Origin of the sequence: Vibrio zhanjiangensis, assembly GCF_030161235.1 — a bacterium.
GTDB lineage: Bacteria > Pseudomonadota > Gammaproteobacteria > Enterobacterales > Vibrionaceae > Vibrio > Vibrio zhanjiangensis.
Genome location: NZ_BSPW01000018.1, coordinates 89,799 through 108,402, shown reverse-complemented (window position 1 = coordinate 108,402; position 18,604 = coordinate 89,799). Strand labels below are relative to the sequence as shown.

The window sequence follows — 18,604 nt, the reverse complement described above, 5'->3', positions numbered from 1 at the left end:
ACTTATGAATGAAACAACACTGGCCTTGGTGGCCTTTTCACCAATAGTGGTCGCTGCACTTTTATTGGTTGGTCTAAATTGGCCAGCCAAACGAGCTATGCCTATTTCTTTTGCTCTCACGGTCGTCATCGCGTTTTTTGTTTGGAACATGTCAACGACGAGAATCCTCGCCTCAGTGCTACAAGGCATCGTCATCACTGTCTCCGTTCTTTGGATTGTCTTTGGCGCCATATTTCTACTCAATACCTTAAAACACACAGGCGCTATTTCTACGATCCGTAACGGCTTTACTAACATCTCTCCCGATCGTCGAATACAGGCCATCATCATAGCGTGGTGTTTTGGCTCCTTCATCGAAGGAGCGTCGGGATTTGGCACCCCTGCCGCCATCGCCGCTCCACTTCTTGTCGCTATCGGTTTTCCCGCGCTAGCGGCAGTACTCATGGGCATGATGATACAATCAACACCGGTATCTTTTGGTGCTGTGGGTACCCCTATAATCGTCGGTGTCAACAAAGGACTCGATAGCCACACTATCACACAATCATTGATTGAGAACGGCTCCAATTGGGAGAGTTACCTACAACAGATCACCTCGAGCGTTGCCATTATTCATGCCTGTGTCGGTACATTCATGCCTGTACTAATGTGTGTCATGCTCACTCGTTTTTTCGGTAAAAACAAAAGTTGGACGGAAGGATTAGATATCGTCCCATTTGCGCTTTTCGCAGGGTTATCTTTCACTATTCCGTACGCATTAACCGGGATTTTTCTTGGCGCTGAATTCCCATCATTAATAGGTGGCATGATTGGCTTATGTATTGTGGTTTATGCTGCGAGAAGAGGTGTTTTGGTACCTCGTTCCACATGGGACTTTGAAGATGAGTCAAACTGGCCCAAAGAATGGTTAGGCGCGCTAAAAATCAAGCTTCATAGTCAAGACCGAAGGCCAATGAACATCTGGCTCGCGTGGTCTCCATACATTTTGCTCGCGCTGGCTTTGGTCTCAAGTCGTATAAGTAGCGATTTTAAAGCTATGCTCACGAGTCTCAACTTATCCTTTGATCAGATTTTAAATCATCCAGATATCAGCGCCTCAATTCAGCCACTCTATTTACCAGGAGGTATTTTGGTTATTGTCGCTATGATAGCGGTGCTCATTCAATCTCAGAGTCCTAGACCTTTAATAAAGGCTTGTGGCGAATCAAGCAAGACCTTAGTCGGGGCTGGCTTCGTACTGTTGTTTACGATTCCCATGGTAAGAGTCTTTGTCAACTCGGGGATTAATGGCGCAGAACTCGCAAGTATGCCAATGACTACAGCCAATTTTGCCGCAAACTTAGTCGGGGATGCCTTTCCTGCTTTGAGCGCTTCAATTGGGGCACTTGGCGCCTTTATTGCTGGTTCAAATACAGTGTCAAATATGATGTTCGGCCAGTTTCAGTTTGAAGTTGCACGAACCCTATCTATATCGAGTGTGATTGTCGTCGCCTTGCAAGCCGTTGGAGCGGCAGCGGGTAACATGATCGCCATCCACAATGTCGTTGCAGCATCCGCAACTGTCGGTTTGCTGGGGCGAGAAGGAGCAACACTGCGTAAGACCATTTTGCCCACGTTATATTACGTTACTCTCACTGGCATTATTGGGCTCGTTGCGATCTATGGCCTTAATGTCACCGATGCACTCATGGTAAAAAATTAATTTTGCTCAAATAATGACCCATTCATATGCCAAGCTAGGACTGCCATTTATGATCATTTCATCTGCAAACGACTACCGAAAAGCCGCCAAAGCGAAACTGCCCCCCTTTTTGTTTCACTACATCGATGGTGGTTCATACAACGAACAGACATTAAGAAGGAATTGCGAAGATTTAGCCACCATTGCACTCAAACAAAGAGTACTGAAAGATATGTCTACGGTGACCTTGGACACTGAGTTGTTTGGTGAATCCTTTTCGCTACCCATTGCCCTTTCTCCGGTCGGATTGACCGGCATGTACTCTAAGCGGGGTGAAGTTCATGCAGCACTTGCTGCGCAGAATAAAGGGATTCCTTTCACCATGTCGACCGTCTCAGTCTGTCCTATCGAAGAAGTCGCCCCCAAACTTCAAAGACCGATGTGGTTTCAGCTTTATGTACTAAAAGATCGTGGATTTATGAAAAACGTCCTTGAACGGGCTATAGACGCAGGTGTCAGCACATTAGTATTTACTGTCGATATGCCAGTTCCTGGCGCTCGTTATCGCGATCTTCATTCAGGAATGAGCGGGCCTAACGCTGCAATGCGCAGAGTCTTTCAGGCGATGCGTCATCCAGACTGGGCATTTAACGTAGGTCTGATGGGAAAACCCCATGACCTTGGCAATATCTCTACCTATAGAGGGAAACCCACCAAGCTTGAAGATTACATAGGATGGTTGGGTGAAAACTTCGATCCATCTATTTGCTGGAAAGACCTAGAATGGATTCGTGACTTTTGGCCAGGACCTATGGTGATAAAAGGTATCCTTGATAAACAAGATGCCAAAGATGCCGTCAGTTTTGGCGCAGACGGCATCGTAGTTTCCAACCATGGTGGACGTCAACTTGACGGCGTTTTGTCGTCTGCCAAAGCGTTGCCATATATCGCCGAAGCGGTGAAAGGTGATGTAAAAATATTCGTCGATTCAGGGATACGTTCGGGGCTTGACGTCGTCAGAATGCTAGCGCTAGGCGCTGATTGCACCATGTTGGGCCGCTCCTACATTTATGCACTCGCTGCCCAAGGCCAAGCTGGTGTTGAACATTTACTCGACCTCTACGAGAAAGAAATGAGGGTCGCTATGACGCTCACTGGCGCAAACCATATCAATCAGTTAAGCCATGATTGCTTAATGCAGATCTAATCATTGAATAATGTTTCAAATACTGGCTGAGGTTATGACTCTCAGCCTTTTATCACGATAATCATAATGAAATAAAAGTATGACTTTAAGCAAAGGCGATCACACTACCAAAATGTAATGCATTACAGGTGCACTAAGGGTACATATGATACTTGTGACAACCCAACAAGAAACAAGGAACTGGATATGGAACTCGAAATGTTCGTCTGCGATGCATTCACCACTCAACGCTTTAAAGGCAATGCTGCTACAGTCGTTCCTGTATGCGAGTGGTTGTGTGATGAAGTAATGCAAAATATTGCCTCAGAGAATAACTTGTCAGAAACCGCATTTATCAAGCCTACGGGTGCAAGCCGATATGCCATCCGTTGGTTTTCACCAAGTTCAGAAGTTGATTTCTGCGGTCACGCAACCCTTGCCGCTGCATTTAGTCTCTACCAATTTTTTGACTTAGAAGGAAAGATTCTATTTGATACCCTCCAAGTCGGTACTTTAGAGGTAGAAAAAGACCTATCGGGCCGAATTCTCATGACTTTCCCTAATCGATTCCCAGTCGAAGCCGAATGTCCAGCCGAAGTCTTTGAAGCCTTATCTATTCATCCTGCTAAGGTACTGAAAACGCCACAGGCCTACTTCGCCATCTACCATAACGAAGAGGACGTCAAACACGTTCAAGTACGCAGAGACTGTTTGGAAAAACTGGCTCCGTTTGACCTCATGGTCAGTGCGAAAAGTCGAGACTATGACTTTATATCTCGTTACTTCTGGCCTGATGTCGGCGACTGCGAAGATCCTGTAACAGGGTCTGCGCATGCATCTCTTGCACCGTTCTGGGCAAAAGAGTTAAAGAAAAACAGTCTAAAAGCCTATCAAGCCTCAAAGCGAGGAGGCGTTGTATATTGTTATGTCGCGGATGATCATGTGATCGTTTCTGGTGACGCAACCCTGTATTCTCGTGGAAAAATTTTTATATAGTTTCAACCGATTAAGCTAAGATAAACCAACGGGGACAGAGACTAAACATCAAAATAGGTCGAATGTCCTCATTGACCGTGTTAACTTCACTCAATGTTTGAGAAATGCAACCAGAGTACACGCCCTCCTCCGGTTATATCGCCAATATCAGGCCAAATACCGATGACTTATACCTCATCCAAGTCGTCAAGTGGTTCATCCGTGTTCTTGTTATAGATATGAGCCTTTTGCTGCTCAATGAGCACGATGGCCGAGAGTGGGCTGACAGAGTGTACTTCGCCTTTTCGATAAGAAACAGGTCGTTTCCAAGCTCCATCTTTATACTCACCCGATTCATCAAATTGAATAAGAACGTTCATGTTTACCTCCAAACCACATGACCACATTTAAAGCTTAGCCACAAAATGAGTGTTTTATCAGCCATCGTTAGTTTATTTCTTCATTAGCGCGCTCAGGTATAAAACTAAAAAGGATATTGGGTAAAATCGCGTTCTATAATTGAATGACAACCTCCGACTCATAGACTCACTCTATGTTTGACCATCAACGAAAATATGGAAAATTTATTCGCGCTCAAGGTGTCGGCCAAAAAGATAACCTTGCCGACTCCGTCAAATCTTATGTCTGTTACCTTAAAGGTGTTCAGAAATATGCCAATATTCAAATTGACTCATCAAAAATAAAAATATTTTATATTCTAAACAAAATAATAATGAGTTATTAAATTTTAGATCCCCATCATTAATTACAACTCTTAAATTCCACTTTAAATATGGGCAATAAGTCATATTTACAATATATATTTCTTTATTAAATTATTGTTTTGTTATTTATTTTAGGAACAAGATTATCTTATCAATATTTTAGTTATCATTACATAATGAAGGGTAAGTTGAATGAAGAAACAAAATCTATTACTTAGCCTAGCGGCACTGTATTCAACAAGTTCGCTAGCCATTATCGATATTACACCTAGCCATATTGAAGTTCAGGGTGAGCAATGCGAAAGTGGCTATAGGCTTCTAAAACCGGCCGAAGCAAGAAAATGGTCTTCGGTACTCTATGACCAGAACAAGATTGATATGTGGGGCCGTTATTTTCTCGATAATGGCAAGACACTGGCGATTACTCAAGATAACAGCATTAACACTGTCCATGATGCTTTTGAGTATCTCACTAATATCGAAGACAACGACCCAAATATTCCAACTGGGCAAAGTCTTTGTACCAAGCAAATAGGGAATTTCTACGCGATTGATACGAGTAGTGAAACCAAATATCAAAAAATTATTTATAATGAACTGGCGATCGATAGAGAACTGAGTGACGGCGTATTACATACTACTACAACAGATCAAGTATCTGATACCAAATATGGCGACAACTTAATTAGTCGCATTAGAGTCCTTATTAAAGTTAATGCCGATAATAGCACCAGTTTTATGATAAGGGCGATAGGAGAAAACGCCACACCGGATTCACAGGTATCCATAGACCGTGATGGGTATTATGGATATGTTGGTCTTACAGGAACCATCAATGGAAACTTCCTTCATATGCGCTACAACGGCACTGGAGACCGAGCACTGGGGCCCACACCGCCACTTTTAGATTCTTATCTTTTTACCCCAGGCTCAGGTAACCCACTGATGAAGTACTGGGAATTTAAGCTAAACCTTGAGGAAAGTATTGAAGAAGGCTACGTTCTAGCAACCCTGAATATTTTTTCTGACAAAGCACAAAAGCAATTAATCGAAAAAACAAATATTTCTTTCGAGCTCAATAATGCTGAGTATTTCCCTGAAACTGGTGTGACCCTTGTCGGTAATTCGCTACTCAGTAGCCCTATCCACTTTAGAACCGATGAGTATTCACAAAATCAGTGGTCATCTTATCACCTTCTCTACAGCACAAGCTCTGAAGCAATTCAGGATCAGTATTTTAGTGGTCAGCATATCGGCGCTGTTTCTCCCCTTACTCAAGAGCATCGCTATGCCAAGGATGTAGATAACCTCATCTTAGCTCAACAAACCACCCTACCACTTGAGCTTCCTACTGCTCATCGTCGCCAAAAGCGGTGTGTTGAAGACTTTATACAAGCAGTGCAAAGCCTTGGCGCTTGGGCGTTAGCAAGATGGTGGGGAGAACCGAGCGTCTGTGGTGTTCAAAATAATCAACCCATCGCCAATGTTCCACCACTTATTGTCGATGAACCTCAATCGACAGGTAACGACAATAATGTGGTTTACGAAGTGATAGAAACACAACCACACAGCGATAACCCCGACGCGTTTAACACAGCCATGAATGTATTCGCGTGTGACGACAATGTGAACACTGACGCCAATGAAGGGACATGCACCACAGAACAAAATGACGCGATAAACCTTATCGGTGACCTCACCCGCGATCAATTGAGCACTGTGATCAATGAGGTCCATGAGCATCTTAATCTTGCAGCGCAAGGAGCAGGCCCTGCACTGTCGGTCAATACTGGTAATCCCAATCTGGACAGTTATATCAATCACCATCCTGACGTTGCGATAGAGCTGTTAAATAGCGCCATGCAAATTGCCGATGCGTCAAATGTGAAACCAGATAAACTGGTGTCACGACGCTCTAAAAAAGGCAAAAAACGCAATGACAACGTGGTGACTGGGTCTTGTGCAAATAGCAGCCCAGAAGTAAGAGAGGATGATGGCTTCCAATGTGTTCAAAAAATACGCAGAAGAGCCAATAGGCAGCCTACAGATTCTGTGGTTAGCCTCCCCCCACTGATGCAAACTGGCGGACAATATTTCACAAGAAGCTCAGATTCAGCAAACTTCCGCACCATGATAAGGGCCTTCAATAACATCGGTGTTAGTTCTCGTATGAACAGAAATGAAGTGGCCACCAATACTTGGGCAATCGCGTACGACGGCGCAGCGCCGGGCAATAATCGCAGATTTGTAGTGTTATCCGATGCCAATAATGGACGACGTGACCGATTCGGTTTTGGATTAGCCCACATCTGGACAAACAGAGATGGAGGCCACCAAAATGACTTCACCAGTGTTGGTATCAATAATAGGGAAATGTTAGCACACATGATTATGGCGGCGTTAACCAGTACTGACGGTAACGTGCGAATTTCAACCAGAACTGGTGAAGGCGGTCAACGTAGAGATTACGCCGAAGTGAGGTTTGTTTATGGCGGCAATCACTACGTATTGACCAATGTTGCTATCGTCGTTGGCAGTGACGGTTATGTGATTACCGCTTTCCCGGTCAAAAAATCGACACTCAGAAGATTAAAAGACGAGTTTTAACCATTAAATTCCAGCCTAATGACTAATATCGATAACCGCCAAGCCTATCTTGGCGGTTTTTAGTTTGGGTGCGATCTTTTGGCCCAACGTTTTATAACGGATTTCTGTGACTCAAATGAACGATTTTTTACTCGGCCGATTTTGGGATTGTACTAATAATTCAAAATGGCATAACATGTATTTTTAATTTTAAGTGTTTGATTTTAGTGATAAAAAGGTATTTTATGCAAAAAAAGCCATCCCATATTTCAAGCTTAGTTGGGTCCGATGCGGGTGTGAAATATAGCAAAAGTGAACAAAGGCCAGAATGTGGTCAGTATTTCGATTTCCATCATGTTGAAATTTGGGTCAGTAATACGTTTCAGGCAAAGATGTTTTACGAGACGCATTTAGGGTTTAAAAGTATTGCGTATAGTGGATTAGAAACGGGTGAAAAAAACTTTACTGCTTATGTTTTGCAAGGCGATCAGACCTATATCGTGGTTAAATCACCATTGAATCCAAACGACGACGTTATAGCGCCTTTTATTAAAGAGCATGGCGATGCCGTTCGCGATGTTGCTTTTTGTGTTGAAGATGTGCAAAAAACCTTTGAGCATGCAAAAGCAAGTGGTGCTGACGTTATCCTAGCGCCGACTTACAGTGAGGATGCTCACGGCCAAGTACTGATGGCGAGTGTCTTAGCCTATGGCGACACTGTTCACTCGTTTATACAGCGGGAACAATATCGAGGGGTGTTTCTTCCCGGTTATCAGCCGATAGCCCCTGATTTAATCAATACATTGGCTGAAAGATTACCTTTAGTACCTATGGGGCGAATTGACCACGTTGTGGCAAATCAACCACAGGGGAAAATGAATGAAGTCGTCGACTTTTATATCAACTCATTATGCTTTCGACGCTTTTGGTCTGTTGACGACAAACTACTGCAAACAGGAACATCTGGGCTCAACTCAATCGTCGTCAGCGATTTTGACGAGCGCATAAAGATCCCCGTGAATCAACCCTCAACTCGATTTGATGGACGCTCACAAACTCAAGAATTTGTTGATTTTCATGGCTGTGGCGGCATTCAGCATATCGCGATTTGTGTCGACAACCTAGAACACACCGTTCGTTCTTTAAAAGCGCGAGGGTGTTATGTCTTACCTGTTCCTCGTGCCTATTATGATGAGCTTCAATCGGCTCTATCCGAGAATGACTTAGATTTAGGCATCAGTATTGATACGATGCGAGAATTAGACATTGTTGTCGACTATGACGACAAAGGATTTATCTTGCAGATATTTACTCGACCGGTGGAAAGCAGACCGACATTATTTTTTGAGTTTATGCAGCGCAATAATCACGATGGCTTTGGCGCAGGTAACTTCAAATCGCTATTTAGTGCGATTGAAGCGCAGCAGAAACTAAGAGGAACTCTGTAACGGATTACAAGAGCTGACGAACCATGATGACAGATAGAGGGCACGGGCTTCAATGTACACACTTTGGTCAAAGTGTGTACATTGAACATCACGTTTGCCATGCCGACTGCCCATAGCTGAAAGGACTAGCAAAGTTTTGCCCCATTGTGATTTAGAGTCACTTTTTATCACACCTGTTTAACTCGTTACTTGCGTCGATTTTGGTAATGAATCAATATGTGCTTAGTTGATTAATAATTAGATTATTCTATGTCTACTGATTTGGTCACTATTCAAAGCAAGATGACACTGAGACGTACCTTCAGTGGAAAGAGCGGGTATATAAGCAGCAAAGGAAATGCGTAGGGCTTACAAATACTAATGTAATTCTTAATGAAAGAGACTTTACTGAATGTGATAGTAGCGAGGACAAAGCCTAACCAACTCATTCTCAGTTAGGAAAACATTTATTCATAAATAATGTGCCAATATGGTTACATAATGATCATAGAGTTGAACATTGGTTGAATGAACCGAAGCTGAGATTAGGCGGACAATGTCAAATAGACACTTTCCACCTAAGAATTGTTAGTAAAAGAAAAAGGCGATCATTCATGAAAATCGGTCAACTGGTTAAGAGTCATATAAAAAAGATATTTCTGTATTGTGATACTGTAAATCACGATGAACTGATAAAGCTAATGGATAAGAAATATTCCAAGAATACTTTTGGTATAAACTATCCGTTCTGCACAGAGTCAACCCTAATTCCCAAGAATGAATCTAAAAGATATTGGACGGATTTATATTTTGTAAGAGGGAAAAAGGTTCGAGTATCAAGTCAATGGGTAATCAATCACACCCAGCAATTCACAAGATACTTGGTCACTAGAGGGATAACTGATCAAGAAAAACTAGAGGGTCTAATGGATTCTCATTATGCACCTAGTGACAATCCAAGAATCAGCACCAGATTAAACTCAAGGTATAGAGGTAATGCAATCGGAAAAGCACAAAACCTCTTGGTTAGAAACATACTAAGCAACCTTGGGGAAGAGTCTTTCAATCAAGATGATTGGGAAAAAACAAAAGCATATTTCGAAAACAAATGTGCTTATTGTGGTTCCGAAGATGAATTAGTAATTGAACATGCAGTTCCAATTAACAAAGTATCACTAGGAGAGCATCGGCTCGGCAACATGATCCCAAGTTGTAAAGCATGTAATTCGAAGAAAGCTGATAAAGATTTCAAAATCTTTTTAGAAGGCAATCAACATCGAATAGGAATAATTGAAGAGTATATGGATAGTAGGGATTACGTGCCGCTGGGTGAAAATGAGCAGGTGGCAAAAATACTGGAAATGGCTTATCAAGAAGTGGCTATCGTTTCGAAAAGATACATTGAAATACTAAATGAACTATTTCCAAACAAGTAGCTACACTGGAAAAATAACCACTGCGCTCACATTCTTCCAGTAAGCTAGGCATTAGCCTCCATAGAAATTCTTATGCGAAATTCAACTTTTGTCGCGGATGACCTAACACGCTCTTGTCCATATTCACTCTCGAACACTGGGGACTAAAAGCGTCACTTTGAGCGTTTAAGTAGTCAAAATAACTATTTGGATGGCTAATGCATCAAAATGTCTTACTAAAGATTATAACTAGTTGAAATTATTGATACCATCGCCCTTATTTTTGTGTGAGTGAAATGCGGTATGAATCTTTCCCGTATGCCCCAGAGAAAGGCAAGAAACCACAAGAGTGTCTACCAATTTGGTGGCTATTCATACTGCAGCTCGGTGTGGCGTTACTCACATTTTAATTAGGAGTAGTAGTCAAATCGACATGCGTAAAAATATCTCTAAACATTCCATTGAAGAAGTAGTTGAAATTCTGTCTGATTTCGAGAATGTAAGCGCTCATCCTGAAGGGCGAAAGATTTTAGTAACTGTAGATAATACTCAAGACTACTATTTGTGGCCCTATGGGAAGCAATGGTGCCATCTAAGAAAAGAAGAGGAGCTTGATAGGTTCTACGGTGAAGCAGAGTGGTTTATTGAACGCTATATAAAAAAAAGTGATCATTGCCCAAAATATAGCGGAAAGACTTGGAACAAAATAGAGAACGAAGAAATTTTGGCCATGTGCAACGAAGGCTTTACCATCACTCAAATATCAGAGTCTATGTTTAGGCACCCTAGTGCCGTAGCGATGCAACTGGAAAAACTAGGTGTATTTCATATAAGACATGATTTCCGTTTCTGGGAAGTCTTATATGATATACCAATTATAGAAATACTTGCTTTTACAGAGCCATATCGAGGGCCAAATACAACCCAAGCATAATAAGTTAGTCAAGTTCGTTGCGGCAGAAAACTATGCTGTTGCAGTCCTTTCGGGGGACTGAAATAACTGGTCAACGCCTTGTTCAAACAGTTATCTTATACCCAAGCGGAAGATAAACAACATGTCACAAGTTAAACTACTAAACCGCTTTTCCCTCGCAGGGTTAGCAGCAACATTGGTGGGAAATGGCATTGGCCGATTTGCCTACATAGCCTTGATGCCTGTGCTCATACAAAGCGGATGGTTTTCAAGCGAAGATGCCTCTGTTTTGGGTGCTGCTACTCTGATTGGCTATATCTTCGGGGTGCCTGTTTCAAGCTTTTTACTGCGATATTATTCTGCAGGTACACTTATACGGACCTCTCTTTTGTTGAGCAGCTTTAGCTATCTTGGTTGCGCTTTAAAATCAGCCCCATTTGAATGGTTTTTAACACTCAGAACCATTGCTGGTGTATCTGGAGCTGTTCTTATGGTGCTCGCACCACCTGTGATCGCTAGCCTTCACCCACAAGAGGTGAAAGCAAGAATTAGCGGTGTTGTCTTTTCAGGGATTGGTCTTGGTGCCATGATGTCAGGAACCATCATACCTCTGCTTATCGGCCAAAGTATTGAAAGCGCATGGTTAGGTATGGGATTGATTGCCTTTCTCGCAACTGTCCTCACATGGAACATTTGGTCTCTTGAAATTAAACCAAAGCAATGCGCTAAAAGCCCATCTACGTTTGATGCGTTATCTAGAAGTGAGCGTGTCAGTGTGGGTTGTGTACTTTTGGCCTATACCTTTGACGCTATTGGATATTTACCTCATACACTCTTTTGGGTTGACTATATTGTCCGAGAACTAGAAATGAGCTTTTCGAGCGGAGGGTTTTACTGGGCGGTGTTTGGTATAGGCGCGGCAATGGGACCAATAGTGACCGGTGTACTGGGTGATAAATTTGGACTTAAAAAAGCACTAATCGCTGCATTTTGTTGCAAAGCGGTGGGAGTTGCACTTCCACTATTAAGCACCAGTGAAATCGCACTTTTTGCTTCATCTTTGCTGGTCGGTATGTTTACACCTGGCACCGTAACACTGGTATCAACTTATACCTTAGAAATTGTTGGGCTACATCTCCATACGAAATCTTGGGGAGCAATGACAATGGCTTTTGCGATAGCACAAGGAGCAGTGGGTTTTGTGATGGCTCACTACGCTCCACAGCTCACCAGTTATAACGCCTTATTTATGATAAGTGCGAGTGCACTCGTTTTATCCGTACTCTGCGTTGCATTTACATCAACTAAGCAGCAGGTGTTAAACACTGCTCAAATAAATTCTTAGCAAGGAATCGCTCATGAAATTGTATTTAAATGATACTTCACCATTCTCTAGAGTAGTGCTAGCGACCGCTTATCTATGTAATGTACCATTAGATCTTGAATGGGTCGATCCATGGCAAACCCCTCAGGCACTGGTCACAATCAATCCATTCAGTACCATCCCAGTTCTAGAAACACCTGATGGCGTAGCGCTTAGCGAAAGTTTAACGATTTGCGAGTTCCTCATGCTAACTTACCCAACAGAGGATCTCTCTGCTACCAAGGCTAACGATACCAAACGCATGTCGTTATTAGGATTAAGTAAAACTCTAATGGAAGTGTCATTTCGCTGCGCCGCATTGAGCCGCTTCAACGCTGAACAAAATGTACTAGTGGACAAAGGAAAACAAGGGATACAAAGATGTGTTCAAACGATTATCGAGCAGTTAAATGGCACTCATGATTTACTCAAACCTGATTTCTCGACATTGTACCTGCATATCGCGTTGGACTACGTTCTATTCAGGCATGCTAGCCTTCTTTCAGAAAAGGAGAGCGACACCCTCAGAACGGCCTTACACGACTCACCTTTCAAAGACACATTGGCAAAGTTGAGCCTTAAGTCGCTTTCCAAAAAACTTTGCTACAGCGAATACAATACAATACCGACAGACGCCGTATAGAAGTAGAAAGTGTTATGCAAATGGGGTCAAAATGAGAATGGTTGAAGCTGACAGTTCGTTGAAAGAAGCGGTAGGTAGATTCTACAAAGAACAGGGTTATCATTGTACATGGTCTGATACTGAAAGAGTGTTAAAGACGGTGAGATTATCGGCTCAAAACCGTGCGGCCCTGTGCTGGATTAATAGCGCGAGAATTGGCACAATGACCTTACTTTAAAAAGTAAGGTTGCCAATGAATATTGTTATTCTTCATGGACTGTATATGCATGGTTTAGTGATGCAACCACTAAGCCAAAAACTGCGCGCGTACGGCTATAACACAAAGACAGTCAGCTATAACAGCTTGGCGATCGATGAAAATAAGGTGTTTAAGACCATTGATCATGCTTTATCACCAACTCAAACAAACGTGCTCGTTGGACACAGCCTTGGCGGCCTAATTATTAAACATTACCTCACTTCACGTTGCCCAAATACAGAGCGTGTTTCTCATGTTTTGGCTTTGGGCTCACCGCTTCAAGGTGCATCGATTGTCAATCGAATTCAAGATTTAGGCATGGGGGCGGTATTGGGAAACGCGCCAAAATTTGGCCTTAAACAGCATAGTGACAGCTGGACTCACCCACAAAAACTGGGCAGCATTGCAGGCACGCTCGCGATTGGGGCACGCACACTGTTGAGAATGGATGACAACACACTCTCAGATGGGACTGTCACCGTTGAAGAAACCAAAATTGAAGGGATGACCGATCACATCGAAATGCGCAGCGCGCATACCAGCATGATATACAGCTCAGCAGTACCAAAACAGATCGATCATTTCATCAAAACAAATAGCTTTATACACCATAAATAGTCGGCAGATTGAAACTCAGCAGGTAAGACAAGCGCTCCTTATTGATACGGAGCGCGAACTGTCAAATTACGCAGCTTGAACCGTATGTTTGCCAAGCAAACCAGAATAAAAGTCGTTGTCGTCCAGCACGCCAACTAACTCGCCGTCTTCTACCAACAAAATAGGTTGCCCACTGAGCTGCTTAAGGCTAATCGCCTCTCGCATACCAATGTCTGGGCTGGCAATCACCACACTTTGATTTGAAATATCATCCAGTGTCACATGTTCATCCCGCCAATCGATAAGGGTAAGTGACGTTTGTCCATCCAAATAAAGCTGCCTATCACGCTCCTCAACCCAAACTTTTTGCACTGGGCAGATCTGCAATCTCGCGGCTTCACGCACTAACTTACTGACAGGCTGCATTAGCGACCGACCTTTCAGTACATTAAGTGGGTTGGTGTGCGCCACGAAGTCTTTCACATAATCATTTTCAGGCGCGATCACTATGTCTTCAGGTTTACCATGTTGAATAAGTTTACCCGACTCCATAATCGCGATGTTGTTGCCAATTTTAAGCGCTTCATCAAGATCGTGACTCACAAACAAAATGGTTTTGTTGAGTTTTTTCTGTAGAGAAATCAATTCATCTTGCAACTGGGCTCGAATGAGAGGATCGAGCGCTGAAAAAGGTTCATCCATTAATAGGATATCGGTATCCATTGCAAAGGCTCTTGCAAGCCCTACCCTTTGTTGCATCCCTCCAGAAAGTTCATGAGGGTATTTATCTGCCCAATCAGAAAGCTCAACCATCGCAAGCTGCTCACGCGCTTTTTCACGCCTTTGAGACTTAGGTATGCCAAGCATCTCCAGTCCAAAGGCAACATTGTCAAGTACGGTCAGCCAAGGCATTAAGGCAAACTGTTGAAACACCATAGACACTCTACGAGTACGAAGATGACGCAAAGCATTCGCATCGCATGAAGACAATTCGACGTGATGATCACCATCTTTCACTTGCAAAGAACCACGAGTAATAGGGTTTAAACCATTGACAGCACGAAGTAAACTCGATTTTCCAGAGCCTGATAGCCCCATCAAGACACAAATCTCACCTTCTTTGACGCTCATGGTGACATTATCAACGCCTACGACTTGCCCAATTTGTTCAATAATTTCGTGACGTTTTTTACCTTGGTCAAGAAGGTCTAAGGCTTTTTGAGGCTGATCGCCAAACACCACATCAAGGTTTTGAATCTTAATTGCATCCATGATCACACTTCCTTTTGATTCGGTGATTTACACAAACGATCAAGAATGATCGCCACCAGCACAATCGCAAGACCAGCTTCAAACCCTTGGGAGATATTGACGGTGTTAAGGGCTCTCACCACGGGCTTACCAAGGCCGTCCGCACCGACTAGCGCAGCAATCACGACCATAGACAATGACAGCATAATGCATTGAGTCACACCGGCCATAATACTTGGCATCGCCGCTGGCAGTTCAACTTTAAACAGCAATTTGCTTTTGCTCGCGCCAAATGCTTGCCCGGCTTCAATCAACTCTTCTGGTACTTTTGTGATCCCTAAATAGGTCAGCCGTATGGGCGCTGCAATGGCAAAAATAACCGTTGAAATCAGCCCTGGCACAATACCTAATCCGAATAAGACAAGCGTCGGGATCAAATAAACAAAGGTAGGCACAGTTTGCATCAAATCCAATATTGGCCGCAGTAAGGTATACAACCAAGGTCTATGTGCTGCCATCACCCCCACGGGAACACCAATTAACACAGACATCGTCGTCGCGGCAAAGACCAACACAAACGTTTCCAGCATTTCCTCCCAGTAGCCAAGATTTAAAATCGTCAACAAAGCCGCTACCACAAACAGAACAAGTGGAATACTTCGATGTAGATACCAAGCTATAGCGGCAGTGGCAACAATTGGCGCTTCGGGAGGCATCCACTTAAAGATATCAACAACAGACAAAATAACAGTTTCAAGAAAAATGGAGATGGCATCGAAAAAACCCGCGGCATTAACCGTCAACCAGTCCACCCCCTGCTCCATCCATTGACCAAAAGGGATTTTGTTATTTGTAATAAAATTCACAATACAGCCTTATTTTGTGGGGCAGACCAAAATCCGCCCAATAACGTTATGCGTTTGAATTGACGTAGTCAGATACGGCCTTGATAGCATCACCGCCTGAGAGAGTTTGAACCCCTTCAAGCCACTTATTACGTTGCTGTGGATGACGTTTGAGCCACTGCTGCGCAGCTTTTGAAGGTTGGACTTTTTTATTGAGTATTGCGTCCATCAGCTCGCTTTCCATATCCAAACTGAACTCAAGGTTTTTCAATAATTGACCGACATTTTTGCATTCATCAAGGTAGTTCGACCTAACATTGGTGTAGATATTCGCACCACCATAATTGGGACCAAAGAATTCATCTCCCCCCGCGAGATATTTCATGTCGACCGTTTGGTTCATTGGATGAGGTTCCCAGCCCAAATACACAATCCATTGATTGCGACGCACAGCCCGCGCCACTTGTGACACCATGCCTGCCTCACTTGACTCAATAAGATTAAAGTCTTTAAGACCAAAGGCATCTTTATCGATCATTGACTGAATGAGACGGTTACCATCGTTACCAGGCTCTATGCCATAAATGCGACCGTTAAACTTGTCGGCATTTTTCATCAGATCCGAAAAGCTTGTGATTCCGGCGTCATAAACATATTTGGGCACTGCTAGGGTGTATTTCGCCCCTTCAAGATTCGCTCTGACGGTTTCAACTGTGCCCGCTTGACGATACTTAGCAATGTCGGCTTCCATCGTCGGCATCCAATTTCCCAAAAACACATCAATATCACCATTTGCCATAGAAGAGTATGTGACGGGTAAAGAGAGTAGATCCGTTCTAGTTTGGTATCCCATTCCTCGGAGTAACTCACTGGCAACGGCGGTGGTGGCGGTAATATCTGTCCAACCTACATCAGCGAATCGAACTGTGCCACACTGATTGGCATAAGCAGTGATTGTACTCGCGCTGAGCGCGATCATAGTCAACGACTTTTTTATCATAGACATAATGGTTTCCTTATCATTACTGGTTCCCTCAAACCTGAGTTTGCAACTCTCGGACAGGGGTATTGATTCTTTGTTTTTCTTCCCAATCTGGCGCTATCCACACTGGAAGATCTTTCGCTGCCATCAGTGGTTTACCTAAGATGAGATCCGCAGCACGCTCTGCTACCATGATGGTGGGAGCATTAAGATTCCCATTCGGAATCGTGGGAAAAATCGAAGAGTCCACCACTCTCAAGCCCTCAATGCCACGCACACGACATTGTGCATCTAGCACCGCCATAGGGTCATCATCCGCCCCCATTTTACAAGAGCATGAAGGATGATAAGCACTCTCGACATTTTGCTTAACCCACTCGTCAATTGCTTGATCGCTGGTGATGTGTTCTCCCGGCTGAATTTCATCACCTCGATACATATCCATTGCAGGTTGAGCTAAAATCTCCCTTGTTAAGCGGATACAATCGCGCCAATCTTGGCGATCTTGTTCAGTTGAAATGTAGTTGAACTCAATTCGGGGGTTGTCTTTAGGATCATTTGACGTAATGGCTACACGACCTCGGCTCTGGGGTTTGTTCGGCCCAACGTGAACCTGAAAGCCGTGACCATCAAAAGCAACCCGCCCATCGTAGCGCATCGCTGCGGGTAGAAAATGATACTGAATATTGGGCCACTTAAGCCCTTTACGCGAGCGAATAAAGGCACACGACTCAAAGTGGTTGGTTGCACCCAATCCTTTACGAGTCAAGATCCACTGTGCGCCAATCATGCCCTTACTGACTAGACCGAGTTTACTATTGAGCGTAATCGGTTGATTGCACTGATATTGAAAATACACTTCAAGGTGATCCTGAAGATTTTCACCGACGCCCGCTAAGTCATGCTCAAGGTTCACGCCTGCCTTTTCAAGCACTGATTTCGGGCCTATGCCGGAGAGCTGAAGAAGCTGTACTGAACCAATGGGGCCTGAACTCAATATGACTTCATGATTTACCAAGCATTGGATCGTTTTGCCTTTGAATTCATATTCAACACCTATCGCCTTTTTGTTTTCAAGCAATACCTTGTGTACCTGAACACCCGTTAACAAGGTCAAATTCGAGCGCTTTAACGCACGCCTTAAGTAGGCATTAGAGGTTGACGCTCTGACACCTTTGTCGACCGTCATGTGCATGGTACCAAAGCCTTCTTGCTGATAGCCATTGTAGTCTGAGGTTGTCGGGTAGCCCGCTTCCTCTCCGGCTTGAATAAAGGCCTCATACAATGGATTGAGCGTCATATTGTTACCGCTGCATGTTCCTAGCGGGCCACCACCACCCCGGTAGTCATCTTCGCCACCAATCCATGTTTCTGCTCGTCTAAAATAAGGTAAGCACGCTTGATAATTCCAGCCTACTGCGCCATGTTCTTCCCATTCATCAAAATCACATGCGTGACCGCGTACATAGACCATACCGTTAATTGAAGAGCTGCCACCTAATACTTTACCGCGCGGGCAATGCAACTTTCGCCCTTCTATGCTTTGTTCGGCAACGGTTTCAAACTGCCATGCGTACTTCTCTGTATTCATTGGGTAGGACAAAGCCGTAGGCATTTGAATAAAAATACTTTTATCGCTGCCACCGGCTTCAAGCAACAGCACTTGGTGTTGGCCACTCTCTGAAAGTCTATCGGCTAATACACAGCCGGCTGAGCCTGCACCAACGATAATATAATCATAGCTCCGTTTCATTTTTACCTCTCAGATAGCACAAAC

The 18,604-nt window shown here is 43.6% G+C and carries 16 protein-coding genes; 11 read left to right on the top strand and 5 right to left on the bottom strand.

Going from position 1 to position 18,604, the window contains the following annotated elements; translation table 11 throughout:
- The first annotated feature begins 4 nt into the window (after positions 1 to 4).
- The 3 genes from QQK21_RS04160 (at position 5) to QQK21_RS04150 (ending at position 3,863) form a co-directional block, all read left to right on the top strand.
- Entirely contained in the window at positions 5 to 1,702 is a 1,698-nt protein-coding gene (locus QQK21_RS04160; protein WP_284190944.1) for an L-lactate permease, read from the top strand.
- Between the two features lie 49 nt (positions 1,703 to 1,751).
- A complete protein-coding gene (gene lldD, locus QQK21_RS04155) occupies positions 1,752 to 2,888 on the top strand; it encodes an FMN-dependent L-lactate dehydrogenase LldD (RefSeq protein WP_284190943.1) in 1,137 nt (378 codons plus the stop codon).
- Between the two features lie 186 nt (positions 2,889 to 3,074).
- Entirely contained in the window at positions 3,075 to 3,863 is a 789-nt protein-coding gene (locus QQK21_RS04150; protein ID WP_284190942.1) for a PhzF family phenazine biosynthesis protein, read from the top strand.
- 167 nt (positions 3,864 to 4,030) lie between these two features.
- Here QQK21_RS04150 and QQK21_RS04145 read toward each other — a convergent pair whose 3' ends face one another.
- The gene (locus QQK21_RS04145) at positions 4,031 to 4,222 is read right to left on the bottom strand and encodes a hypothetical protein (protein WP_284190941.1); all 192 of its coding nucleotides are present in this window, start codon (positions 4,220 to 4,222) and stop codon (positions 4,031 to 4,033) included.
- Positions 4,223 to 4,759: 537 nt separating this feature from the next.
- Between QQK21_RS04145 and QQK21_RS04140 the strand changes: the two genes are divergently transcribed.
- From QQK21_RS04140 to QQK21_RS04105, 8 genes are all read left to right on the top strand, one after another.
- Positions 4,760 to 7,174, top strand: a complete 2,415-nt coding sequence (locus tag QQK21_RS04140; protein ID WP_284190940.1) for a hypothetical protein — start codon at positions 4,760 to 4,762, stop codon at positions 7,172 to 7,174.
- Between the two features lie 224 nt (positions 7,175 to 7,398).
- The gene (gene hppD / locus QQK21_RS04135) at positions 7,399 to 8,601 is read left to right on the top strand and encodes a 4-hydroxyphenylpyruvate dioxygenase (protein ID WP_284190939.1); all 1,203 of its coding nucleotides are present in this window, start codon (positions 7,399 to 7,401) and stop codon (positions 8,599 to 8,601) included.
- 593 nt (positions 8,602 to 9,194) lie between these two features.
- The gene (locus QQK21_RS04130) at positions 9,195 to 10,016 is read left to right on the top strand and encodes an HNH endonuclease (RefSeq protein ID WP_284190938.1); all 822 of its coding nucleotides are present in this window, start codon (positions 9,195 to 9,197) and stop codon (positions 10,014 to 10,016) included.
- A gap of 412 nt (positions 10,017 to 10,428) precedes the next feature.
- The gene (locus tag QQK21_RS04125) at positions 10,429 to 10,929 is read left to right on the top strand and encodes a hypothetical protein (protein WP_284190937.1); all 501 of its coding nucleotides are present in this window, start codon (positions 10,429 to 10,431) and stop codon (positions 10,927 to 10,929) included.
- 121 nt (positions 10,930 to 11,050) lie between these two features.
- Entirely contained in the window at positions 11,051 to 12,253 is a 1,203-nt protein-coding gene (locus QQK21_RS04120) for a YbfB/YjiJ family MFS transporter (protein WP_284190936.1), read from the top strand.
- Between the two features lie 13 nt (positions 12,254 to 12,266).
- The gene (locus QQK21_RS04115) at positions 12,267 to 12,914 is read left to right on the top strand and encodes a glutathione S-transferase N-terminal domain-containing protein (protein WP_284190935.1); all 648 of its coding nucleotides are present in this window, start codon (positions 12,267 to 12,269) and stop codon (positions 12,912 to 12,914) included.
- Positions 12,915 to 12,945: 31 nt separating this feature from the next.
- On the top strand, positions 12,946 to 13,131 hold the full coding sequence (locus QQK21_RS04110) for a hypothetical protein (protein ID WP_284190934.1): 186 nt from the start codon (positions 12,946 to 12,948) through the stop codon (positions 13,129 to 13,131).
- Positions 13,132 to 13,146: 15 nt separating this feature from the next.
- Positions 13,147 to 13,770: an esterase/lipase family protein gene (locus tag QQK21_RS04105; RefSeq protein WP_284190933.1), complete on the top strand. Its 624-nt coding sequence runs from the start codon at positions 13,147 to 13,149 to the stop codon at positions 13,768 to 13,770.
- A 66-nt stretch (positions 13,771 to 13,836) separates the two neighbouring features.
- Here the strand turns inward: QQK21_RS04105 and choV are convergent, their stop codons facing one another.
- Genes choV through betA form a run of 4 tightly spaced genes read right to left on the bottom strand, consistent with a single transcriptional unit; the run spans position 13,837 to position 18,580 of the window.
- Entirely contained in the window at positions 13,837 to 15,021 is a 1,185-nt protein-coding gene (gene choV, locus QQK21_RS04100; RefSeq protein WP_284190932.1) for a choline ABC transporter ATP-binding protein, read from the bottom strand.
- 2 nt (positions 15,022 to 15,023) lie between these two features.
- Complete coding sequence (gene choW / locus QQK21_RS04095) at positions 15,024 to 15,866, bottom strand: choline ABC transporter permease subunit (RefSeq protein ID WP_284190931.1); 843 nt, start codon at positions 15,864 to 15,866, stop codon at positions 15,024 to 15,026.
- Between the two features lie 46 nt (positions 15,867 to 15,912).
- Complete coding sequence (locus QQK21_RS04090; protein ID WP_284190930.1) at positions 15,913 to 16,851, bottom strand: choline ABC transporter substrate-binding protein; 939 nt, start codon at positions 16,849 to 16,851, stop codon at positions 15,913 to 15,915.
- Positions 16,852 to 16,879: 28 nt separating this feature from the next.
- On the bottom strand, positions 16,880 to 18,580 hold the full coding sequence (betA, locus tag QQK21_RS04085) for a choline dehydrogenase (protein WP_284190929.1): 1,701 nt from the start codon (positions 18,578 to 18,580) through the stop codon (positions 16,880 to 16,882).
- Between the last annotated feature and the right edge of the window lie 24 nt (positions 18,581 to 18,604).